General features: G+C 44.5%; 19 protein-coding genes and 1 pseudogene. 12 read left to right on the plus strand and 8 right to left on the minus strand.

Translation table 11 applies throughout. From position 1 onward, the window contains the following. Positions 1–42: 42 nt before the first annotated feature. Genes On2M_RS03560 through On2M_RS03570 form a run of 3 tightly spaced genes read left to right on the plus strand, consistent with a single transcriptional unit; the run spans position 43 to position 5,044 of the window. Positions 43–2,157 carry a DNA sulfur modification protein DndB gene (locus On2M_RS03560; protein ID WP_196614796.1) on the plus strand — a complete coding sequence of 705 codons (2,115 nt, stop codon included), beginning with the start codon at positions 43–45 and terminating at the stop codon, positions 2,155–2,157. A 5-nt stretch (positions 2,158–2,162) separates the two neighbouring features. After that, positions 2,163–3,290, plus strand: coding sequence for a hypothetical protein (locus On2M_RS03565; protein ID WP_196614797.1), 1,128 nt, complete (start codon positions 2,163–2,165; stop codon positions 3,288–3,290). Positions 3,291–3,322: 32 nt separating this feature from the next. Continuing rightward, on the plus strand, positions 3,323–5,044 hold the full coding sequence (locus On2M_RS03570; RefSeq protein WP_196614798.1) for a DUF262 domain-containing protein: 1,722 nt from the start codon (positions 3,323–3,325) through the stop codon (positions 5,042–5,044). 132 nt (positions 5,045–5,176) lie between these two features. Here On2M_RS03570 and dndE read toward each other — a convergent pair whose 3' ends face one another. From dndE to On2M_RS03595, 5 genes are all read right to left on the minus strand, one after another. Next, a complete protein-coding gene (dndE, locus tag On2M_RS03575) occupies positions 5,177–5,530 on the minus strand; it encodes a DNA sulfur modification protein DndE (RefSeq protein ID WP_196614799.1) in 354 nt (117 codons plus the stop codon). Then, on the minus strand, positions 5,530–7,530 hold the full coding sequence (dndD, locus tag On2M_RS03580; RefSeq protein WP_196614800.1) for a DNA sulfur modification protein DndD: 2,001 nt from the start codon (positions 7,528–7,530) through the stop codon (positions 5,530–5,532). The genes dndE and dndD overlap by 1 nt, the downstream gene beginning before the upstream one ends. Next, entirely contained in the window at positions 7,520–9,154 is a 1,635-nt protein-coding gene (dndC, locus tag On2M_RS03585; protein ID WP_196614801.1) for a DNA phosphorothioation system sulfurtransferase DndC, read from the minus strand. Before dndC ends, dndD begins: the two co-directional genes overlap by 11 nt. Then, positions 9,151–10,236, minus strand: a complete 1,086-nt coding sequence (gene dndB / locus On2M_RS03590; protein WP_196614802.1) for a DNA sulfur modification protein DndB — start codon at positions 10,234–10,236, stop codon at positions 9,151–9,153. Before dndB ends, dndC begins: the two co-directional genes overlap by 4 nt. 144 nt (positions 10,237–10,380) lie before the next feature. Next, entirely contained in the window at positions 10,381–10,641 is a 261-nt protein-coding gene (locus On2M_RS03595; RefSeq protein ID WP_196614803.1) for a helix-turn-helix transcriptional regulator, read from the minus strand. Positions 10,642–10,837: 196 nt separating this feature from the next. On the opposite strand from On2M_RS03595, the gene On2M_RS03600 reads away from it, so the two are divergent. Together On2M_RS03600 and On2M_RS03605 are read left to right on the plus strand one after the other, a co-directional pair. After that, complete coding sequence (locus On2M_RS03600; RefSeq protein WP_196614804.1) at positions 10,838–11,164, plus strand: helix-turn-helix transcriptional regulator; 327 nt, start codon at positions 10,838–10,840, stop codon at positions 11,162–11,164. A gap of 54 nt (positions 11,165–11,218) precedes the next feature. After that, entirely contained in the window at positions 11,219–11,452 is a 234-nt protein-coding gene (locus On2M_RS03605) for a hypothetical protein (protein ID WP_196614805.1), read from the plus strand. Positions 11,453–11,552: 100 nt separating this feature from the next. Here On2M_RS03605 and symE read toward each other — a convergent pair whose 3' ends face one another. Then, positions 11,553–11,915, minus strand: a complete 363-nt coding sequence (gene symE / locus On2M_RS03610) for an endoribonuclease SymE (RefSeq protein WP_210904384.1) — start codon at positions 11,913–11,915, stop codon at positions 11,553–11,555. A 778-nt stretch (positions 11,916–12,693) separates the two neighbouring features. Between symE and On2M_RS03615 the strand changes: the two genes are divergently transcribed. From On2M_RS03615 to On2M_RS24365, 3 genes are all read left to right on the plus strand, one after another. Then, a complete protein-coding gene (locus On2M_RS03615) occupies positions 12,694–14,064 on the plus strand; it encodes a tyrosine phenol-lyase (protein WP_151216629.1) in 1,371 nt (456 codons plus the stop codon). A 189-nt stretch (positions 14,065–14,253) separates the two neighbouring features. Next, positions 14,254–15,519, plus strand: coding sequence for an aromatic amino acid transporter (locus tag On2M_RS03620; RefSeq protein ID WP_187259160.1), 1,266 nt, complete (start codon positions 14,254–14,256; stop codon positions 15,517–15,519). A gap of 12 nt (positions 15,520–15,531) precedes the next feature. After that, positions 15,532–15,666 carry a hypothetical protein gene (locus On2M_RS24365; RefSeq protein ID WP_255588889.1) on the plus strand — a complete coding sequence of 45 codons (135 nt, stop codon included), beginning with the start codon at positions 15,532–15,534 and terminating at the stop codon, positions 15,664–15,666. Between the two features lie 250 nt (positions 15,667–15,916). Here the strand turns inward: On2M_RS24365 and On2M_RS03625 are convergent, their stop codons facing one another. Next, positions 15,917–17,470, minus strand: a complete 1,554-nt coding sequence (locus tag On2M_RS03625) for an L-lactate permease (RefSeq protein WP_210904385.1) — start codon at positions 17,468–17,470, stop codon at positions 15,917–15,919. 556 nt (positions 17,471–18,026) lie between these two features. Between On2M_RS03625 and On2M_RS03630 the strand changes: the two genes are divergently transcribed. From On2M_RS03630 to On2M_RS03640, 3 genes are read left to right on the plus strand one after another with little or no spacing between them, the layout of a single operon-like run. Further along, the gene (locus On2M_RS03630) at positions 18,027–18,746 is read left to right on the plus strand and encodes a (Fe-S)-binding protein (RefSeq protein WP_151216632.1); all 720 of its coding nucleotides are present in this window, start codon (positions 18,027–18,029) and stop codon (positions 18,744–18,746) included. 10 nt (positions 18,747–18,756) lie between these two features. Beyond that, a complete protein-coding gene (locus tag On2M_RS03635) occupies positions 18,757–20,184 on the plus strand; it encodes a LutB/LldF family L-lactate oxidation iron-sulfur protein (RefSeq protein WP_210904386.1) in 1,428 nt (475 codons plus the stop codon). After that, positions 20,177–20,869: a lactate utilization protein C gene (locus On2M_RS03640; protein ID WP_210904387.1), complete on the plus strand. Its 693-nt coding sequence runs from the start codon at positions 20,177–20,179 to the stop codon at positions 20,867–20,869. The genes On2M_RS03635 and On2M_RS03640 overlap by 8 nt, the downstream gene beginning before the upstream one ends. A 168-nt stretch (positions 20,870–21,037) precedes the next feature. Here the strand turns inward: On2M_RS03640 and On2M_RS03645 are convergent. After that, positions 21,038–21,538: pseudogene (locus On2M_RS03645) on the minus strand (hypothetical protein). Positions 21,539–21,742: 204 nt separating this feature from the next. Between On2M_RS03645 and uxuA the strand changes: the two are divergent. Further along, positions 21,743–22,927, plus strand: coding sequence for a mannonate dehydratase (gene uxuA / locus On2M_RS03650; protein WP_210904388.1), 1,185 nt, complete (start codon positions 21,743–21,745; stop codon positions 22,925–22,927). Positions 22,928–22,957: the final 30 nt, after the last annotated feature.

Consider the following 22,957-nt stretch of genomic DNA (forward strand, 5'->3'; position numbering starts at 1 on the left):
TATAGTATGATAGGATAATAATTATGAAAGGAGTGATTTAGCATGAGTGATGCATTCGGAATTTTTGGTCAAGAAGATATTTATTCTTTTAAAAAAACGGGGTCGTTTGGTCGTTTTTCAACAATTGAAAGTTTTCCAATAGAATTTTTTCTCACTTCCCTCAAGGCCAGCGAGCTTCATAATCTTACTTTTGCAAGAGATATTAAACCGGGTAAAAAAATAGACTTTGATCAACTTCTTCAAAGAGATCTGGATATTGTAAGGGTTGAGACAGAAATTAAACCATATATTACAAATGCGGATTCAAAATCAAGAACCATATTTTTCCCTCCATTACTTGTTGCTGCAGTGCCTGTTTCTAAAAATACTATGGAAGAGTTTTACAGCAGACAACAAATCAATAGAACGAGTAGTGGAAATAGAAATTTCTATGTTAGAACATGGGACGAGCTTTTTAAATTGACGTTAATGGAGGATGGTAATTATTCAATATTACCATCATTGGAAGAACCAGATAATTATATTTCTGTGGCTAGGGAACCATCTCAAATAGAAATAAATTTGTCAAATAATATTGAACGAGGAATTAAATTAATTGTAATTGATGGGCAACACCGTCTAAAAGCACTTCAAGAAGTATATGATGAAGATAGCAAGGGTGTTCTAAAAGAAATGACGGTGCCATTATGTATATTATTTTCACCAAATTCAACAAAAGAAGTTGCAGATAAATTAGAGAGTAATGGAATTACAATCCCTCGCGTTCCAGAAATTTTTAGACAGTTGTTTGTTGATGTAAATAAAAATGCAGAGCAAGTTGGCGGTCATTTTAATATTTTGCTGTCCGAAGGAAACATGGGTAGCTTGGCATGCAGGCTGTTTTGTGCACATGTATTAAATACGCAAGGTATTGAGGGGTTAGCTCAGATTGAATGGAATCAGAAAAAGAAAAAACTATCTACTGAAATTAATAGAGCTTATTATATAACTAGTATCGGAGTAATAGAAAAAGCATTATCTGAAACATTTGGTAAATTCAAAACAATAAACGACTATTTTATAAGTTTTGAGGATATAAAAGAAGCTGTTCAGCCTCCTTTAGATGATGATCATCTTGACTATCCTAAGGTTTCTTGGGATAAGTTTTCCTTATCGCAAAAGAAACATATAGTAAAGCAGATTCAGCAGCATGTTGTACCTTTGCTTGAAAGACTTTTTTTCAATAGTAAATTATATGCACCCGCAACGGATTGTTTTCATCAAGAGATCGCCAAGCTTAAGAATAAATCAGATCATGATGCGCATGGTGGCGTTGTTTATCGTCCGGTTCTTGAATCTCTTTTAGAATATATGCCTATTCCTGAAACTGATAAGTATAGAGAGGCTCGACATAATTTAAGAGTGTTCGAAGAAGATATTAGAGATTGCAAAAGTAAAAATTGCTTTAGCATGCTGAACCATGCTATTTTCCAGCGGGCATTGTTTATGACTTGGTCTGAGATACTGAAAATTGGCAATCGAGTGTCAGTAAATAAAGATTTTGCTAATCAGTATTTTTTTGCATTAATTGATGAGTTTGCATCATATCCTTCTGATGTAATAGATTTTAAGAAAGGATACTGCCAGAGTTTTATATTTAATGGGGCTCGAGTTAACCCGACAAATGAAGTTAAAAATGGAATCTCTTATTTAATTTTATCCTTGTTATCAAGTAAAAGCACCCGTGATCGTCTGGCTAACTTAATAGACATAAAACCTGAAGATAGGGCATTGTCTGCATTTAATGAGGAAATAAGAAATACAGCCTATGCAAGTCTTAATAATTATATGTCATTATATAAAAAATACAGAGTGAAAGTTTTTAAGAGTAACTATCCGATTGATTCTACGATAGATCTTGATTTACGTCGTGAGCTTCAAGAGGAAGAAAATAAGAAAAAAAGAGAGCTTAAAGAATTCAAAGACGGAGCCCTTTCAAAGGATAAACTGACAAATAGATTTGATGAAATGGTGAATGAGTGTATAAAGATTGATATACTTAAAGCTCAAGAAGAATTAAGGGTATCATTAGGTCTGGAATTGGATGTTTTTGGTGTCAAAGATATATCATCCGATGTTTCTGATGATATTATTGAAGACGAGTCAATTGACGAGTAACCAGTATGGATATTTTAACTATAAACTTAAATAAATATAAAGGTGTTGAGTCTATAGTGAAAGAGGATATTCTCAATATAAAAGTGGATTATTTGTTGATTAATGGAGATAAAGATAGTCTGGATTTTTTTAAGAAGGATTTTACCAAAAAGTTTTTGTATTTAGGGTTTTCTCCTTTGTCTGAAAATGAAATAGCAGGGCTTGCTGCCCTGCTTAGTTTTCTTAATGGGGCAAGTAAATATAATTTGAAGTACTATGGAGAAAATAACTGGAATAACACATTGGATCCGTTTGCTATTTCATTAATTGAGTATCTAAAATCATCGGACGTGAATAAATTAATATTTCATACATCAAGTATTACAGATGGTTTTATTGAGTCGTATAATTTCCTCCCAAATTTTAAAAATACAGTACTTCCCTTATTCAAATTTAATAGAGTAATTTACTCCTTATATACAACATCTATAGGTGATTGCCAATTTAAAGATATGGATGTGAATCTTATTAAGTCTCTCAATAATACTTCAATTCACAATAAATTATCTGGTAACTTGTCAACATTTAGTGAAAGAATACCTGAGTTTACTTCTTTAATTACTTGTATGGAGATGTACTTGCATTTCTCCAAAAAAAAAGAAGTGAAAGCACTACTATTCTACGTTGCATTGTTTCTAAATATCTCAATCTTTAATCGAAGTAGACAAGAATTTGCTATTGCCTACTTATTTTTGCAACGAGCTATTGAAACGGCTTTAATTTATTTCTATCTATCTTCTGGTGTTTTAGAAATAAATGAATATGACAGGCTTTCTTTTAGAGGTGAGCGTAATTCAATACAAGGAGTTGGTTTACTGATAAAAGAATATTTTTCCAGGAAGAATGAACCTGATCTTGAAAAAAAAATACGTAAGCTTAATCACATTAGGAATTGCAGTGTATTAGCCCATGGACTTTATTTACCCTCAAGCGCTGATTATGACTCATTATACCAAGCTTCAAAAGAATTTGTAGATAGACTAATCTTACAAGAAGAATGCGTTGCGTTTTATAAGATTTCATTATCATCCCTTAAACCGCTCTCAAGAGAGTTAGTTAGAGAAAGAGTTATCGGTTTTTTTACTGATATTTGATGCTATCTTTTTATAAAATTTTAGAGACTAACATGAACATAAAAGCAGATGGTAAAAATTTAGAGCAAATTTTCTATGGATTAGATACTAGGTATTTTATACCTCGATACCAGCGTGACTATTCTTGGACGGCAAATAATGAATTAAATGAATTATGGAATGATGTTGTATCATCGTATAAAGATGGTAAAGAGTATTTTATGGGAACATTGCTTTTAGCTTGTAAGGAAAAGAATACATCCCATTATGATATTGTCGATGGGCAGCAAAGAACGATTAGTTTTATGTTGTTATTATCAGTGATTCAAGACTACTCTAAACTTGTGATAGATGGTGCTATTAATGAAAACGATCTCAATTGTTCCTCTGAACGGAGAGAGGATGCTGCAGATTCTCTTTTTGCTAGTGTAAACAGACATATAAAGCAAGATGATTATTATTTACGTGCGAATAATAAAGATTCGAAATTTTTCGAAGATGCCTTAGATATATCTCAAAGGGAAGTCACAACTGCCATTAGTAATAAATCAAATAGAATAACAAAAGCCAAAAGATTCTTTCAGGATAAGATAAAAAAAGAATTTTTTGGGCGAAATAATTCGTTAATTGATTTGAAGAAATTTTTTCGATTTATCATAACGAAATTGAAATTTGTGACTATTACTGTTGAAGATGACTTCGACGCATATGTGATATTTGAGTCTTTAAACTCAAAAGGTATGGATTTATCTGTAGCGGACTTATTAAAAAATAAAATATTGAGTAATATATCTAGTAATTATCAAGACGCAGCACTTAGTGAATGGGATGATTTGGTGAAAAAAATACAAATGATTCCTGCCAGCTTTGTCGACTATATCAAGATCTACTGGAATTCATATGAGTCAACGGATGTTACGAAAGCTACTTTGTATCAATCGATTAGGAAAAATATTGGTAGCAATGAGGTAACAACAAGAAAGTTTTTAAAAGAACTAATAAATAACGCTGACTCTTTTGATCGATTGAAAAATAAATCGAATTTAAATTGGCCAAAAATAAACTCTTCAGATAAGTGGGCTGAAAAAGTAGCTGAAATGAATTTACTAGGCTACACTATTCATTTGCCCTGTTTTTTATATGCTTTGAAAAATAATGAGTCAATTTTAGAAAGATTAGCTACTTTATCTCTTAACCTACTTTTCAGATGGGTTACTATTTGTGATTATGGCATTGGGGAAATTGATTCATTATTCAAAAAGATTTTGTCTGACCTCAAGGCTAAAAAAGAAAATTCTGAAATATTAAGTAACTTCATTCCATTGATTGAAAAAGTGCAAAATTCATTTTCTGAAAGTTTTTCCTCTTATGAAACAGAAAGTTCAACTATACTTAAATATATTGCATGTAAAATAGACTTACATTTGGGGGCAACTAAAGCATTGATACCAGACTTTTTAGAGGTCGATCTTGAACATATTCTTCCTAAGAATTATGAGGTTTGGGGAGAATACATGGACTCTTTTAGCAAACCATACAATAGGTGGGTAAATTCTGTCGGGAACGTAATTTTATTAGAAAAAGGTAAGAATAGAAAAATTAAAAATTCAATATTTGTTATTAAACGTGATGTCTTTGCTAGTTCAGAGTTTTTATGTGCTAAAGATATCTCTAAATTAACCAATTGGGATGAAGGAAGTATTTATCAAAGATGCGAGTATCTAGCAGATTTAGCTAATAAAATATGGAAATTAGATGCTGATATGTGCGCATGAAAAATATAATTATAAACCATAATTTATAATTATGAGGCATAAGCCACCACCTAAGTAGGTGGCTTATGATTGCAAAGGAATATCTAGATGGCTCAAATGATATTTTTTGCTATTAAATATCGATTATTTAACTCACAAGGATTTAACAATATCTTTTAAGCTACGGTAATTTCTTAATGCCGCAATCCCATCTTCAACATGTGCAGCCCAAGCTCTGATCATTTCTTTCTGATCTAACTGTGGATAAAGCATCTTCAGCACAAGTTCTGTTGTATGCATCGTTTCACCAAGCCAGGTAATTTTATCAAGCACAAGCTGGCCGTCTAACTTCCTATTATCTTTCTTTGGTAAAAAACGAAACTCACTTTCTACAGAACGGAAAAATGCAATACGAGCGGCTACGTTTGGAGTAACCCCTGTAAATCCTTTTAGTCTTTTGAGCTGTTCTTCAGTCTGGCGAGTAAGCTGCATTCGATTCGGGAGCATTAAATTGCCTCCTTAGTGAGTTGCCAGAAATATCCTGGTTTCAACGCTGATGATTTGGTATGCGCATTAAACACAATTTCATAGGCATGAGAGATGTCGTCACGCAATTGGTCCACAAAGTAGCGTTCATCTACTTCAGTATCAGTTGACAGTAGTACAACCTGATGGCTGGCAAATGGGAAATAGTGATTAATTAACTTATCTCTGTGCTGTGAATCTAATCGTCCTAATGGAGTGTCAATAATCACAGGTAAATCACGGCCAGAGGTTTTGGCTAATGCTTCGAGAATTGCAATAGCATAAATTTGTTTCTCACCTGCTGAAAGCAACTTACGATTTATTACATTACCTTTTTCATCAATAAGTTCAACATCAAATGTTTCTGGATTAATGTGCGCATTGAGCTGCAAATCTTCTTTACGAGCTAGTTTTCGATAAGCTACTTCGAAATTTGTTGATAGTGTTTTTACGCGTGCTTGAGTTAAAACTTCACTGTAGCGATCGAGCAAGTTAATCGTTTCTTGAGCATTATTAAATGCACTATTAAAACTGTGCTGATTGCGGGCAGTATCATGAGCTTTTTGCACTTGACGCACGCAATCTAACTGTTGTTGTTTTGTCCGTTTCGCGTCTTCAAGTAATGCGCGATATTCTTGCTTCTTCAGTTCACGTTGTTTATCAAGCTCACGAATTTTCTCAAATATATCAAGAAGCTGATCATCCTCTGGTGCTCGAGCAATATTGGCTGCAGCCTGCTCCAGCTGTTCTTCAATTTCAACTAATTGATTACGATAAAGATCAAAACGCTGCCAGGCTTTTTTACTGTCTTGCTCGATAGCTTGTTGAAGCATGCCTGCTTCACGTTCTGATATGTCGAAAAGTAGTTCACCCTTTGGTTTGGTTGCAAGATAATCTTTCAAATTATCCTCAATTGCTTCTGCAGCTATTTTCCCAGAAGTGCTGGAACGGAACGCTATATCGTTTTTAAGCTGAGTTAGGAATTGACCAAGCTCACTTTCAAAGTTTCTGGCTTGCTTGATTTGTGTTTCTGTTGAGATCTGCTCGAGCAATCGTGTTAACGTTTTTGGAGCCAATGCATAAGGTAATGAACCATCACATTCATTACGTAACGCTTTTTCAAGACGGTCTTTTTCTTTCAACAGCGTTTCGACTTTTTGCTTTTCCTGAGCTTTGGTTTGAGCAAACGCTCCACCCTGAGCATTGAGTAGGCCTTCATAGCGAATAATCTCTTTGGACAACAGATCGATTCGTATCTTTGAAAAATCCGCTTTCTCAAGCAGTTGTTCAGTTTGGAATGCGTACTCTTTTATTTGTTTTTCCAGTACAGCAAGTTGCTGCTGCTGTGTAGCTGCAAGTTGGCTCGATTGCTGACGCTTAATAAAAATCATTAAGTCATTGCGTAACTTGGCAATCAAATCCAGCCCTAACAGGCGGCGAACTGCGGTTTTCAAAATATTACCCGACTCGTCCTCTGCAAGTTCGGCAATTTTCTCGCCATCAAAGAAGAATAAATCAGCAATACCATGTGGGATGAGTTCATTGAGAAAGCCCTGGCATTGATCATAATCCAGTTCCTCTAAAGGAATGCCATCTTGTAAAAGCGACAGTTGGTCTTTTTTCCCTTTCTTCCAGGTTCGGGCTACCGTGAACTCTGCTTCCTGGCCACCTTTGTTATAGGTAAAGGTCAATTCTATTGCAGCCTCACTGGGTTGCTCACTAGAGTTTATTCCATTATGAATTAATGAGCTAAGCTCATTAATGTAGTCTTGGTTTTGTGTTGATAAGCCGAATGCCAGCCGACCATATAGCGCCAAACGAATGGCAGAGAGAATGGATGTTTTACCCGCACCATTTAACCCACCGAACAGTACGATAGGGCGGGGGTTGTCATCATTAGGGCGTTTTCTGGGCGCTAAATCGATGATATGTGTCCCATTGAAAACACGAAAGTTACGCAGCACCAGTTGTTTAATTAGCATGTTCGTTTTCCTTACTGGTAAGCAAGTATGATTCACTCGCATCTATAATTCTGCGCTGTAAAACCTGAAGCTCCGCTTCCAGCTTTGCGACTTCCTCTTGATGAATATCTCGCTCGTTGCGTTTCTGCAATGTTTCTTGTTGCTGTTTAATTTCTTCTAGGCTTCCCCAGTCTTGTTTGAGAATTGTACCAAGTTTATCAAATACCCCCTGACGTCTGCTCAGGCCTTCCATCGAGACTTCCAGTTCGATTAACTTCATAACCATCTCAGGTTCAACGTCAAATCCTTGGGCAATTTGTACAAGCAAATCAGCATCACTGGCATCAAAACGAGATTGATCGTCAATGACCCAATCCAGATCCTTTTGATAAACCTCGCGGTAAATACCCGGCAATGAGTCATACCAATCCGGTTCGTTGGGATCTTTCAACCATTCCTGACGGATTGCATGTAGCTCTGGTTGTGTTATCAGCGTAATTTTATGACCTTGAGCATTCATATCACGCTCAATTTCCAATAATTCCTTTAACCATTGTTGTCTGTATTTTAACCAGTACGGACCAGGGACGTGCTTACGTTCGGCACTGATTTCTTCGCCGTCTTTAGCGTATTGGTAACTTACTTTCCCTGTACGACGCTTGTAGTTACGGAAAGTATCTTTATTTGCCGGGTCAGTTGTGAAAGCTAACAGATCGCGATATTTCAGCAGTGGGGACATCCATTCCTCACCATTCTGAATAAGGCTTTCCATCGCTTTATCTTTAGTCACGACAGTACACGTCCAGCAGCCAAAGCGGGAATTACCGCACGAAGGAGTACTGTCATCGATTACCAATGGGCACTCGCCTTGTGCAGAGGAATCCATATAGAGCGTCCAAAGTGGGCGGTTATTTCCACCCCATGGATTTTCCCACTCATCAATATCTTCCGGAGCATAACGGAATGCGCCACGCAGAAGTTTCCACACGTCTTCGACATCCCATGTGTCTATAGGTGTGTAAATAAAGGCATTAGGCAGTGTGGTGTGTCGGGCAAGACGCGAACCATCAATTTTATGCTTTGCGATAACCTGGGCACGTGATGCGCTTTCGCTGCTACGCGAACCCAGAACAACAATGACCTCGTCAAATTGGCTAACTTTATCCTTGATAAAGTCGCTGACCGGATTGATCTTCATGCGTTCTGTACACCAACGGAAGCTACGTGTTGGTGCTGGGTAGCCTTTACCTAGTAAATTCACCCAAAAGGTTTCGTGAGTTTTTGGCATAACGGCGTGTTGAGTGATTGGTAGTCCATCACGTTTTGCACCGGCCTCAATTAACTGCATTGTCTTTTTGATTAAATCGACAACAACGGGGGTTTCTACCAGTGTATCGGATGACACCACAAATATATCTTTGGTACGCATTTCTGGTGGAAGACCCAGCAAAGCCAGGTAAACAAGAGTGATCACTGCTGAAGAGTCTTTACCACCGCTATAGCCAATGACCCATGGACGTTTATCTGCGCAGTATACTCTTTGTACCTCAGCGACATATTCAGCTAGCGGATGTCCTGCAAACTGTTCTTGATTGATGAATTCTTCATAGTCGGCCAGATCGTAGGCCTGAGTTAATTTACTCATGAGACAACCATTTGAGCTTCAAGCTCCTGTTCTTCAGGAGTGAGGGGAATCGACAGTGCAAGTTTAAGTGCATTACAGGTGAGCTGAATAGCGGTTCCCGTCTTACTCAGCTTGCCATGTTGCATTGCACGTTTAACCATTTCGGGATTGCTTTTACGCCAGTCGAAGGATTTAAGTTTCAATATTTTCTGTTGCCATTGTTCTGGCTCTTCAATGATCAGTGAGCGCCCCAAAAGTCCCAGTGCTTGCAAGCCAATACCGTGTGCATGCACGTAGTCTTGCCGTAGCTGAGCGGGGGAAACTTCTTTCCGTGCAGCAAGCTGCCAATCGGGCATAACTTTGTAAATAGCTTGCCAATATTGCGTGGCAATAGCCGTGTTATCTTCAATACTGCCTACTTTCGGGTCTTTACCTAAAAGCGCTCGAGTTGCCTGTTTAATGCTACTCAGTGTAAATAACTTATTGGAAAGCATACTGATGCTGGACTTTTCAAGCTCAGTAAGGCCGATAAACGGCTCTATCGTCATTGCCAGATATCGTGCCAGATTTGAACTTACATCACGGTGATCGTAAAGAGCTGAAAGCGATGGGCTAGGGCGAATCGCGTATTTATTTAAGTCAGCAAACATCTGCTGACTACGTCTTAACCCTTCATCGACAAAAAACAGCACAGGGATGTTGTCCTGGCCGAGTTCTGGACGCTCGGCTAAAGCATCTTCAATCGCTTTACGGCGATGTTGACCATCATTAATGAGGATCTGGGCATCCATCGGAACTCGAAGCGTTCCTAGGTTATTTGAGTTTTCGTACTCATCAAACTGAACGTCAACAGCAATAGACGCTGTCAATGCAGAGAAGACATAATCTTTCGGATTCTCAAGTAGATATCTGACCATCTCAGGTATTCTGGATTTGTTCAGGATGCGTTGAGCACGCAGCTCTGGTGGAACATCGGTTTCATCAAAGCTAAAAATTTTGGGTATGATGCGCATAGGGCAGGTTGCAATGTAAAATGGCCTGCCTGCTTGTACTCCGCGTACAGCGGGGAAAGAATAGCAGTAATCAGCGTCGAAGTTCGCCATGGCGGATTCCCTGTTGTTCGGTTAGAGCTCTTACGTGTTATTTTACGTAAAAGCATTCTATTTATAAATGCTTTCTCTTCTTAAAGCATAATCTGACAAAGTGTCTGAACATTTTTTAGTTGTATTACGTCTTTTTTTACGTAACTACATCTGGGTACGGAACTTACGTATCAAATCACCACGATTTATAAACTCTCCTCCCTTGTAGTATCTTTCTGGCCAGATAACCTCTGGTGGGATGCCAATTGCCTTAGCAATGATGATTTCACCTTTAGGCCATGGTCTCTCCAGAGCATTGCCCAGTGTGGACGAACTCAATCCTGCCTCTCTGGACAGTGCTGCCAGTGACATTCCTTTTTTATGCAATGCCGCAATGATGTCGGCTTTGTGCCAATTTGTGTTCATTTCACTTTCATCTCTGTTTAAGTAACATTACGTATGCTACGTAATTCGTAGTATTTTTCGAGGGGTAAAATTACGTTTTTCGTAGTTTTGGAAAGAGGATCTAACTTTGCTGAAATTGGTATGTAAAAGATAACGTAATCTTATGCTACGTATTTCGTAGTATCTGAAAAACTCAATAGCTACGATTATCGTAGTTATGAATGATTCTACAATGCACAATCGAACCTTCAGTAAGCGTCTTAAAGAAGCACGGCTTGCTAAGGGTTTGTCACAAAAACAGCTTGGTATTCTTGCTGGGATCGATGAATTTGTCGCAAGTCCACGTATCAATCGGTATGAGAAAGGGGTTCATCAGGCAAATATTGAAATAGTTCAACAACTTGCTAATGTGTTGGAGTTACCTTTAGCCTATTTTTATGCCGATGATGATGATTTGGCCTCAATGATAAGAAATTGGTATAGCGCTGATGCTGTGAGGAGGAAAGGCGCGCTTAATCTTCTTCTTTCCACTTCTATTGAATGATTGTGGAAGCATTGTTGCGACAGTGCTTTAGTTTTTTTGGGGGGATTTATTTAAATGGCAACGTATAAAGAGATTACTGCTGATATTCGAGAAAGAACTGGAAAAACAATACATCATCCTTGTTGGATTGCTCATGTAAAGGATATGCATGGACTTACTAAACGACAGGCCCATAATCGTAGAGATCCTAATCAGCGTGTTAAGCCGTGCCCTGAACACTGGATTACAGAGATTGAAATATCATTGATAAAGTTTGGTATGATTCAATCAATTGATAAGAAAAACTAAATACAGAGTAGATACCCATTTGGATAATACTGTGCTTTCTCGGGATTAATCGTCACTCCCAATAAAGGCGCCCGCAGGCGCCTCAATGACAATCACACTCTCACCCCTTCAACGCTTTCCCCGCAATCACCCCGATAAACTCCAGCACCTGTTTTTGCTTACGCACGGAGAGCTTTTCCACGGCGCGCAGGGATTTCATTAGTTCTGACTCTTCGGCTTCGGCGGCGCGGGCGGTTAATACGATGCAGCCTTGCATTACCCGCACATCAACGTCGGTGCCGGTGTCGAATCCGGCGGCTTTCAGCCACTGGCCCTTCATCACGATGGACGGAAACTGGACGTACTTCACTGGCAGACGGCTGTAATCAGGATAACGGCTCGCATAACCTACCTTCAGGCGACGGTTATCTGCGGTGTGGACTTCTGGATCAAATGAAACTGCAATACAATGCGTATCAGTCATGGTGACTATTCTCCTATAATAGTTACTGCGATCAGCGATGCGGAGGTGTTGGCGCACCTTCACATCGCGCTAGTAAAACCCCTGTAAATTACGCCAGTATCCTGGGGGAAGTCCAGATGTAAATAAGATGAAATAAGCGCGAATAGAACGCTTTCGGAATAAATAGAAAACCCACTCATCACAATAGATTCGGTATTATTCACCGTATAAATTCATTCTCATTCAATCCACCAAATACCTACCATTTCCAGAAAACAACGCCCCTCTGTATCAGGCCAAAAATGCGATCTCACTCACTGAAGCAAATAGCAAACTCTGAAACAACACCGTTTTGTACACTTTACTTTACACTTTTGGTGATGTGAATCACAAATATAACCCCGTGAAGTGATCCGACTCTCACAAAATGGGGTGTACTCATTCACGAATACATTATGCGCACAGTCTGGAAAGTTAAGTTTTCAGTATTTCCCCCCTCAGTGGGCGCACTACCGCGAATGGCAAATCAATACGCAAAAAAAAACTTGTTGAATATGAACGGGTAAAAAAACGACGTGTGATTTACATCACTCACATTTACAGCTTTTTAAATTATTGCCAGTGATTAATGTTGACCGGACTATTTCCATAATCAATTAAATCTTGCATAGTGCCTCCACATTATTTCTCCCCCTGGCCCAGGAGGCGAATAGTTATATTTCATCATACTTTATTGATGAACCCGATATGCTTTACGTCACATTAATACGTACATGACCACTGTTACTGGAGAAACAAAATGAATTATCCGGCAGAACCCTTCCGTATTAAAAGCGTTGAAACTGTATCTATGATCCCGCGTGATGAACGCCTGATAAAAATGCAAGAAGCGGGTTACAATACTTTCCTGTTAAATTCGAAAGATATCTATATTGATCTGCTGACAGACAGCGGCACCAACGCCATGAGCGACAAGCAGTGGGCCGGAATGATGATGGGTGATGAAGCGTACGCGGGCAGCGAAAACTTCTATCATCTGGAAAGAACGGTGCAGGAACTGTTTGGCTTTAAACATATTGTTCCGACTCACCAGGGGCGCGGCGCAGAAAACCTGTTATCGCAGCTGGCAATTAAACCCGGGCAATATGTTGCCGGGAATATGTATTTCACCACCACCCGTTATCACCAGGAAAAGAATGGTGCAGTGTTTGTCGATATCGTTCGTGACGAAGCACACGACGCCGGTCTGAATATTGCGTTTAAAGGTGATATTGATCTTAAAAAATTACAAAAGCTGATTGACGAAAAAGGCGCAGAAAATATTGCCTATATCTGCCTGGCGGTGACGGTTAACCTCGCGGGCGGCCAGCCGGTCTCGATGGCGAACATGCGTGCGGTGCGTGAACTGACACAAGCGCACGGCATTAAAGTGTTCTACGACGCCACCCGCTGCGTTGAAAACGCCTACTTTATCAAAGAGCAAGAGCAGGGCTTTGAGAACAAGAGCATCGCCGAGATCGTGCATGAGATGTTCAGCTATGCCGACGGTTGTACCATGAGCGGTAAAAAAGACTGTCTGGTGAATATCGGCGGCTTCCTGTGCATGAATGATGACGAAATGTTCTCTGCCGCCAAAGAGTTAGTCGTGGTGTACGAAGGCATGCCATCCTACGGCGGCCTGGCCGGACGCGACATGGAAGCGATGGCGATTGGCCTGCGCGAAGCCATGCAGTATGAGTACATTGAGCACCGCGTGAAGCAGGTTCGCTACCTGGGCGACAAGCTGAAGGCCGCTGGTGTACCGATTGTTGAACCGGTAGGCGGTCACGCGGTATTCCTCGATGCGCGTCGCTTCTGCGAGCATCTGACGCAGGACGAGTTCCCGGCGCAAAGCCTGGCGGCGAGCATTTATGTGGAAACTGGCGTGCGCAGTATGGAACGCGGAATAATCTCTGCAGGCCGTAATAACGTGACCGGTGAACACCACCGACCGAAACTGGAAACCGTGCGTCTGACTATTCCACGCCGCGTTTATACCTACGCGCATATGGATGTCGTGGCTGACGGCATTATTAAACTTTACCAGCACAAAGAAGATATTCGCGGGCTGAAGTTTATTTACGAGCCGAAGCAGTTGCGTTTCTTTACTGCGCGCTTTGATTATATCTAAATAATCATTATGGCCCCATCTCAGGATGGGGCTTTTTTGTATTCCTTTTCTATGAACAGGAAGCCTTTGCGGTGCCCGTTACCGTGGCATAACTAAAAAAAGTAAACCCTGACTCCGACATTTTTATTATCCGCATGATGTACAAATGACAGCTGTAATTATAACGAATAGTCTACAGGAACATTTATCATGGATATTAATGCCATTGAGCGACAGAGTAGTACCCCCGGACTGATTAGCGGAACCATGTTGGTTATCGCAACCGTAGTGGGTGGCGGGATGTTTTCCCTGCCGATTGCGATGGCCGGCGTATGGTTTCCCGGTGCCTCTGTTATTCTTCTGTTTATCGCCATCATGATGTTATTAACCGGTCTGATGCTGGTTGAAGTCAATCTGCATTATGGCGCCGGTGCCAGTTTTAATACCTTTACTCAGGATTTATTAGGCCGAAAGTGGAATATCGTGGTCGGTATCGCTTTCGGCTTTGTGCTGTATATTCTGACCTATGCCTATATCTCCGGTTCGTCGGCGGTGATGGCGCAAACCGTGTTCAAATACAGCGGCGTGCGCTTTCCGGCGAATATTTCGGTGGTGATCGTCAGTATGTTAGTAGGGGCGATTGCCTGGTACAGCTCCCTGCTGGTTGGACGCATCACTACCGTGCTGATTATCGGTAAGTTTGTGGCGTTCTTTGCCACGTTCTCCGGGCTGATTGGCCATATCGAAGTGGCAAAACTTGTCGACAGCGTGGCGGTGGCGTTGCCCAATTCGCAGTATTTGCCCTATATCCTGATGACGCTGCCGTTCTGCATCATCTCGTTTGGTTTTCACGGTAACGTACCGAGCCTGGTCAAGCTGTATGGCACGAGCGGGATCTCGAATATTACGCGTTCGATTATCATCGGCACGCTGTTTGCCCTGCTGTTATATATTTTCTGGCTGGGTGTGACGATGGGTAATATCAGCCGTGCCTCATTCCCGCCGATTATCGCCAAAGGCGGCAATATCGACGTGTTTGTCGAGGCTATCAGCGGGCTGTTCACCAGCCGTTATATGGATCTGATCCTGACCTTCTTCGGCAACTTCGCGGTAGCCAGCTCACTGCTGGCGGCAACGCTTGGTCTGTTCGATTATATCGCCGACCTGTTCCACTTCCCGGATGACGGTATAGGCCGTCTGAAAACCGCGCTGGTGACCTATTTCCCACCTGCTGCTGTGTGCTTCTTCTTCCCGAACGGTTTTGTGCATGCGATTGGCTATGCCGGTCTGGCCTTTACCATCTGGAGCGTGATCCTGCCGCCGTTCCTGGTGAAAGCCGCGCGAAAACGTTTTCCGACTGCCAGCTATACCGCGCCGTGTAATAACACCGTGCTCAATCTGGTAATAATCTGCGGGGCGATTGTCTATCTGACGGTTGTTCTGGATGTATTTGGTCTGCTGCCAACGTTTCGTTAGTGCGGGGGAATTATGTTTCTGACATTGCTACGATTTCAGCATCCGCTGGTTTATCGCTTTGCGTGGCTGCGCTTGCGGGTGGTGGTGTTAAGAACGTGCGGGCTGCGTAAGAAAAAAGCGGGAGATAAGACTCAGGCCTGTCGCTGACAGGCCTGCCTGGCATTACACCCGGAAGTAGCGTGGTGGGATCAACGCGGAAAAGGCGTCGAACTTCTTCACCATCTTTTTCCAGAACAACATAACAACAATCCTCGATTTGAAACATTGGCGCTATTGTAGTCAGCGCCGACAAATCGTAAAGCCAGTGACATCGTTCCGATTCCGGGGCGGTGTAAACCTTTTAGTTCACCATTGCGTCAAATACGATTGCCGCGAATTTGACGGGGTTGACAATGGGTTACGCCATAAACCAGTAATAAAAGAGACCGACTTTCAGGCCGAGGATTACGATGTAGGCACAGCAGTATTTCATGGTGCCAGACATAATCTGGTTGGCCTGGCCGTCCATTTTAGTGGCTGAAACCGCAATGGCGATACTCTGCGGCGAAATCATTTTCCCTCCTGTTGCGCCAGAGGTGTTGGCCGCCGCCAGCCAGTTGGGATCGATATGCAGTTTACTGGCGGCAATGGTTTGCAGTTTGCCGAACAGAATGTTCGAATTGGTATCGCTGCCGGTAACGAACGTACCCAGCGCACCAATCACCGGGGCGAGGAAGACGTACGAACTGCCGGTCAGATCGACAATCGACTGGGCCAACGTGGAGATAATCCCGCTGATATCCATCACCGTGGCCAGTGCGACGATCGCCATAATCGCCACAATGGAATTTTTAAGCTGGAAAATGGTTTTGATAAACACTTCCAGCATCCCGCGCGCGGACGCCCCCTGAATAAAACCGCCGATAATGGTCGCAAAGATGATCAGCATCCCCGGCGTGGTCACCCATTCAACCTTGAGCGCCAGCGTTTTGCCGTCAGCAAGGGTGAAATGCAGCACCGAGGCCAGTTGTGAGGCTGCGCCTTTTATCGTCGGGAATAGCGGCGAACACAACAGGATAAAGACAAATATGAACAGATAGATAGAACCCACGCGGAACAATACTTTTGCCGAACGCGGCGTGGTTTCGCGGTTATGGCTGACTTCAATTCGCCACTCGGGATCGGTTTTCCCTTTGCGCAGACGGCTAACCATCGCCACGGCAAACAGGCTGACCAGACTACCGGCAAAGGCGGGTAATTCAGCACCGAGATGAATAGCGACAAAATACTGCGGAACCAGCGTGGTAATACCGCAAATCAGCGTAATTAAAAATACGCCGCGAATGGCTCTCAGGCCGCCGCCAATAATGCAGATAATCACAAATGGCAGCAGGATATTAAACAGCGCAAGCTGCAGAATAATGGTTCCGCCCAGGGTATAAACCGGCAGGTTAACCTGTTCCGCCAGAATAGAAACTGGGATCCCGACTGCGCCGAATGCGGTGGGAACGGTATTTGCCACCAGAGAGGCTATTGCCGCCTTCAGCGGGTTGAAACCCAGTGCGATAAGTATACCGATCGGAATGGCGACCGCTGTACCATAACCCGCCGCGGCTTCAAGAAATCCACCAAAGCACCATGAAATCAGCAGCACCTGAATACGCTTATCTTCGCTAATGCTGGCGAGGATATCGCGCAGAATATCCAGCGCTTTGGTTGCCTGCATGACGTTATAACTGAAGATAGCGCCGAGGATCACAATCACAATCGGCCATAATCCCTTCAGCGCACCATAGCCTATCGCGGCTTTGAGATTCTGTACGGGCATCTCCCAGAACAGAGCCGATAGCGCAGCGGTGAATACTAAAGAGATCAGTACGGAATAATGGATAGGCATTTTCAATTTTAATATTAAAAATACCATCAGTAGTAAAGGAGAAAGTGCAAGGGCAAACATAAAATATTCGTTCATTGCTATTCCTGATTGGTTTATTAAACCTGATTTATATTTATGTCGGGAAGGCTATATTGCTGTATAAATAAAAGATGCAAACTGAATCGCTTCAGTGAATAAAGTAATTATGATTAATGGTTTTGTAACTATTGTAATCTTTTAATTAAAATTCAATGCCAGGTAAATATACTAAAGAGCAAGTGGAATACCTATAAATAGTTATTTGATAACTCTTTTAATAATGGTGGTGACAGGAATAATTATCACCTGAAACTATTTTTAACCGACTCATAACACGGTGATTTTCAATATAAAAATGTGAGCGAGGCCGAAAGAAATAAACCAGGGTATTGCATGTACGAGTTGATTGGAGGATTATTTGGTTTTGTCATACAAATAAAAATACAGGTATTTAAGATGATCCTGATATAAGAAGCGGAGAGCGGCCATCTCAGGAGCATGATCCGACAAACACCATGAACCCAGACATCGGCAAAACCAGCAAACAGAAGACTGGGCGTGATATAGCGATATCAAGCGCAATAAACAGAAATGAAGCAATGGAGTAGTTATTGTGAATGTAAATTTCTTTGTTACCTGTATTGGTGACGCCCTGAAATCACGGATGGCACGAGACTCCGTATTGCTACTGGAAAAACTGGGCTGTCACGTTAATTTCCCCGAGAAGCAAGGGTGTTGTGGTCAGCCAGCCATCAACAGCGGTTACATCAAAGAGGCGATCCCCGGAATGAAAAACCTGATCGCCGCCCTGGAAGACAACGACGATCCGATTATCTCTCCGGCAGGCTCCTGCACCTACGCGGTAAAAAGCTACCCGACGTATCTGGCGGATGAACCTGAATGGGCGCTGCGCGCCGAGAAGGTTGCCGGACGTATGCAGGATCTCACCTCTTTTATCGTCAACAAACTGGGCGTGGTGGATGTCGGTGCCAGCCTGCAGGGCCGTGCGGTATATCATCCTTCCTGTAGCCTGACCCGCAAGCTGGGGGTGAAGGAAGAGCCGCTGACGCTGCTGAAAAACGTGCGCGGGCTGGAGCTGATGACATTTGCCGATCAGGACACCTGCTGCGGCTTTGGCGGGACATTCTCGGTCAAGATGGCCGAGATATCTGGTGAGATGGTGAAAGAGAAAGTCTTACATCTGATGGATGCGAAGCCGGAATATTTGATTGGCGCGGACGTCAGCTGCTTGCTGAATATTGGCGGTCGGCTGCAACGTGAGGGCCAGCCGGTCAAAGTGATGCATATTGCTGAAGTGCTGATGAGCCGCTGAGGGGAAAGAGATGTCGATAAAAACCAGCGATGTAGAGTTTAAACTGCGCATTCGTCAGCAGATCGAAGATCCAATCATGCGCAAAGCCGTGGCCAACGCGCAGGAGCGTATTGGTGCGAATCGGCAGAGAATGGTTGATGAGCTAGGCCACTGGGAAGACTGGCGCGATCGTGCCAGCCAGATCCGCGATCACGTTCTGAGTAACCTCGACGCTTACCTGTATCAACTCTCCGAGAAAGTGACGCAAAACGGCGGCCACGTCTATTTCGCAAAGACCAAAGAAGACGCTACCCGCTACATTTTGCAGGTTGCACAGCGTAAAAACGCGAAGAAAGTGGTGAAGTCCAAGTCGATGGTGACCGAAGAGATCGGCGTCAACCATGTGCTGCAGGATGCCGGAATTCAGGTGATCGAAACCGATCTCGGCGAATATATCCTGCAGTTGGATCAGGATCCGCCTTCGCACGTTGTGGTCCCGGCTATTCATAAAGATCGTTATCAGATCCGCCGCGTGCTGCACGAGCGTCTGGGTTACGACGGCCCGGAAACCCCGGAAGCCATGACCTTATTTATCCGTCAGAAGATCCGCGAGGATTTTCTCAGTGCTGAAATCGGTATTACCGGCTGTAACTTTGCTGTGGCGGAAACCGGCTCTGTTTGCCTGGTGACCAACGAAGGCAACGCACGGATGTGCACCACGCTGCCAAAAACACACATTGCGGTGATGGGCATGGAACGTATCGCGCCGACCTTTGCCGATGTGGATGTATTGATCACCATGCTGGCGCGCAGCGCCGTGGGCGCGCGTCTGACGGGCTACAACACCTGGCTGACCGGCCCGCGTGAGGCGGATAATGTCGACGGTCCGGAAGAGTTTCACCTGGTGATTGTCGATAATGGCCGCTCGCAGGTGCTGGGTTCGGCGTTTCGCGATGTGCTGCGCTGCATCCGTTGCGGGGCCTGTATGAACACCTGCCCGGCGTACCGTCACATTGGCGGACACGGCTATGGTTCTATCTATCCCGGCCCTATCGGCGCGGTGATCTCTCCGCTGCTCGGCGGCTATAAAGATTTTAAAGATCTGCCTTACGTCTGTTCATTATGCACGGCCTGCGACAGCGTTTGTCCGGTTAAGATTCCGCTGTCAAAACTGATCCTGCGGCATCGTCGGGTGATGGCCGAGGAAGGCATCACCCCGAAAGCCGAGCGTCGGGCGATAAAAATGTTCGCGTATGCCAATAGCCATCCGGGGCTGTGGAAAGTCGGGATGATGGCGGGCGCACATGCGGCGAGCTGGTTTATCAATGGTGGCAAAACTCCGCTTAAGGTTGGCGCGATTGGTGACTGGATGGAGGCGCGCGATCTTCCTGATGCCGACGGTGAGAGCTTCCGCAGCTGGTTTAAGAAACATCAGGCGCAGGAGAAAAAGAATGGATAACCGTACCGCGTTTTTAAACACTATCGCCCAGGCGCTGGGCCGCCCTCTACGTTTTGAGCCGCAAGCGGATGCCGCGCCGGTGAACAACTATGCCAACGAGCGCCTGACCGAGCTGAGCCCGCAACAGCGTTGCGATGCGTTTACCCAGTTTGCCAGCGAGGTGATGCTGGCCCGCTGCGAACTGACCCGCGAGGAACAGGCCGCAGAAGTCGCGCGACGCCTGTGCGAAGAGTTGGGTCAGCCGGTGGTTATCAGCGGCGACAGTCGACTGGTGGAACTGGGCATCACGGAACGTCTGCAGCAGGAATGCAACGCCGTGGTCTGGGACCCGGCGCGAGGCAGCGAAAATATTGCCGAGGCTGAGCAGGCGAAAGTGGGGGTGGTGTATGCCGAGTATGGCCTGACCGAGTCCGGCGGCGTAGTGCTGTTTTCCGCGCCGGAGCGCGGGCGTTCAATTAGCCTGCTGCCGGAGTCCTCGATTTTCGTGCTGCGCAAAAGCACTATCCTGCCGCGCGTTGCCCAACTGGCAGAGAAACTGCATCAGAAGGCGCAGGCCGGTGAGCGTATGCCGTCGTGCATTAACATTATCAGTGGACCCAGTTCGACGGCAGATATTGAGCTTATCAAGGTGGTTGGGGTGCATGGCCCGGTGAAGGCGGTATATCTGATTATTGAGGATTGTTGAGGCAGGATTCAGAACCGCTCTGGCGTGAAGAGCCAGAGCGGTATCGACGTTATGCAATCAAGCTGATGATCAATACGATAATCAGGTCAACAACGGAGTTCACCAGCACCAGTAACGCCGAGTCGACGCCAACCAGTTGACCGGTTGCCAGACGAATAAGCACGGTTATCAACCACGCCATGATGTACGGAGAGATATTGCCGTGCGACATCAGCATGCCGATGGTATTGCCAATGCCGGTATCAATAATGGTCTGCTTCAGTACGCCGCCTGTGCCGATGATCAGGAGCACCATGGCGATGCTTTTCACTGCGTTTTCAAAGGCATTCATCACCCACTGCCTGTCGTGACCACGCGCGGTACCAGAATAGACACGCCGAAGGAGGGCAGATTGTTCTGGTCAACCAGTACGTCGGCTTTCATGAACGACGGCGTTGGGCGATCGAGGTTGCCGAGGAACTTTGGCAGGATAAGCCCGGCGCAGCTCACGCTCGGAATGATCACCAGAATGCCATAGATGTAGACCATGCCCATGTCCGCGCCGTAGGCGTTAACCAGCGCAACCGGCCCCGGCTGTGGCGGGAACAACGAGTGAGTGGTGGCGGCGGTAACGGCGGGGATCGCCAGCTTGGTTGAACTATTATGATTTTTGGTTGAGATGCTACCTATATTGGTTAACCATTGATGCGATGAATGTCATATTGCGTTACATGTTTACAGTCTTACCGAACTGAATGGCCTTAATTAGGCGATCTAATCGGCATAAACCGTGATTTGGTTAACCAATTTATCGCTTCAGGTTGACATGTCATACCAAAAGGGGGAATTTATATGCCATATCGTCGAGTCCATAACGTAAACGAGGAATAAAACATGGAACAGACATGGCGCTGGTATGGTCCTAACGATCCGGTCACCTTAGCGGATGTACGTCAGGCGGGTGCCACAGGCGTTGTCACCGCTTTGCACCATATCCCTAACGGGGAGGTGTGGAAGGTTGATGAAATCCTGAAGCGCAAAACTATTGTTGAGCAGGCGGGCCTGGTCTGGTCGGTCGTCGAAAGCGTGCCGATCCACGAAGACATTAAAACCCGTTCCGGCAACTATCTGCAGTGGATCACCAACTACCAGCAAAGCCTGCGTAACCTGGCCCAGTGCGGCATTCGTACCGTGTGCTACAACTTCATGCCTGTTCTCGACTGGACCCGTACCGACCTGGAATACGTCCTGCCAGACGGCTCCAAAGCGCTGCGTTTTGACCAGATTGAATTTGCCGCCTTTGAGTTGCATATCCTCCAGCGTCCGGGCGCGGAAGCAGACTACACCGCCGAAGAGATTGCTCAGGCAAATGAACGCTTCGCCACCATGAGCGATGAAGACAAAGCGCGTCTGACCCGCAACATCATTGCCGGTCTGCCGGGGGCAGAAGAGGGCTACACGCTCGACCAGTTCCGCCAGCATCTTGCGCGCTATAAAGATATCGATAAAGCCGCGCTACGTGAGAATTTCGCCGTCTTCCTGAAGGCGATTATTCCGGTGGCGGAAGAAGCTGGCGTACGCATGGCAGTTCACCCGGACGATCCGCCGCGCCCGATCCTCGGCCTGCCGCGCATTGTTTCCACGGTGGAAGACATGCAGTGGATGGTCGATACGGTTAACAGCATGGCGAATGGTTTCACTATGTGCACCGGTTCCTACGGCGTGCGGGCGGATAACGATCTGGTCGACATGATTAAACAGTTTGGCCCACGCATTTACTTCACCCATCTGCGCTCCACGCTGCGTGAAGATAATCCGAAAACCTTTCATGAGGCGGCGCATCTTAATGGCGACGTCGACATGTACGAAGTGGTGAAAGCGATCGTTGAAGAAGAGCAACGCCGTAAAGCGGAAGGGAAGGAAGATTTGATCCCGATGCGTCCGGACCATGGCCACCAGATGCTGGACGATCTGAAAAAGAAAACCAACCCAGGCTACTCCGCGATTGGTCGCCTGAAAGGGCTGGCGGAAGTGCGCGGCGTTGAGATGGCTATCCAGCGCGCTTTCTTCAGCCGCTAAAGCGAGTTGCCGGCCACCTGTCTGGCCGGC

Origin of the sequence: Citrobacter sp. On2M, from assembly GCF_018035235.1 — a bacterium.
In the GTDB taxonomy this organism is placed as follows: Bacteria; Pseudomonadota; Gammaproteobacteria; order Enterobacterales; family Enterobacteriaceae; genus Citrobacter; species Citrobacter meridianamericanus.

Bases quoted from the DNA above. Each gene is read 5' to 3' on its own strand.
- On2M_RS03560 (WP_196614796.1), top strand. From the start codon at position 43: ATGAGTGATGCATTCGGAATTTTTGGTCAAGAAGATATTTATTCTTTT.
- On2M_RS03565 (WP_196614797.1), top strand. From the start codon at position 2,163: ATGGATATTTTAACTATAAACTTAAATAAATATAAAGGTGTTGAGTCT.
- On2M_RS03570 (WP_196614798.1), top strand. From the start codon at position 3,323: ATGAACATAAAAGCAGATGGTAAAAATTTAGAGCAAATTTTCTATGGA.
- dndE (WP_196614799.1), bottom strand. From the start codon at position 5,530: ATGCTCCCGAATCGAATGCAGCTTACTCGCCAGACTGAAGAACAGCTC.
- dndD (WP_196614800.1), bottom strand. From the start codon at position 7,530: ATGCTAATTAAACAACTGGTGCTGCGTAACTTTCGTGTTTTCAATGGG.
- dndC (WP_196614801.1), bottom strand. From the start codon at position 9,154: ATGAGTAAATTAACTCAGGCCTACGATCTGGCCGACTATGAAGAATTC.
- dndB (WP_196614802.1), bottom strand. From the start codon at position 10,236: ATGGCGAACTTCGACGCTGATTACTGCTATTCTTTCCCCGCTGTACGC.
- On2M_RS03595 (WP_196614803.1), bottom strand. From the start codon at position 10,641: ATGAACACAAATTGGCACAAAGCCGACATCATTGCGGCATTGCATAAA.
- On2M_RS03600 (WP_196614804.1), top strand. From the start codon at position 10,838: ATGAATGATTCTACAATGCACAATCGAACCTTCAGTAAGCGTCTTAAA.
- On2M_RS03605 (WP_196614805.1), top strand. From the start codon at position 11,219: ATGGCAACGTATAAAGAGATTACTGCTGATATTCGAGAAAGAACTGGA.
- symE (WP_210904384.1), bottom strand. From the start codon at position 11,915: ATGACTGATACGCATTGTATTGCAGTTTCATTTGATCCAGAAGTCCAC.
- On2M_RS03615 (WP_151216629.1), top strand. From the start codon at position 12,694: ATGAATTATCCGGCAGAACCCTTCCGTATTAAAAGCGTTGAAACTGTA.
- On2M_RS03620 (WP_187259160.1), top strand. From the start codon at position 14,254: ATGGATATTAATGCCATTGAGCGACAGAGTAGTACCCCCGGACTGATT.
- On2M_RS24365 (WP_255588889.1), top strand. From the start codon at position 15,532: ATGTTTCTGACATTGCTACGATTTCAGCATCCGCTGGTTTATCGCTTT.
- On2M_RS03625 (WP_210904385.1), bottom strand. From the start codon at position 17,470: ATGAACGAATATTTTATGTTTGCCCTTGCACTTTCTCCTTTACTACTG.
- On2M_RS03635 (WP_210904386.1), top strand. From the start codon at position 18,757: ATGTCGATAAAAACCAGCGATGTAGAGTTTAAACTGCGCATTCGTCAG.
- On2M_RS03640 (WP_210904387.1), top strand. From the start codon at position 20,177: ATGGATAACCGTACCGCGTTTTTAAACACTATCGCCCAGGCGCTGGGC.
- uxuA (WP_210904388.1), top strand. From the start codon at position 21,743: ATGGAACAGACATGGCGCTGGTATGGTCCTAACGATCCGGTCACCTTA.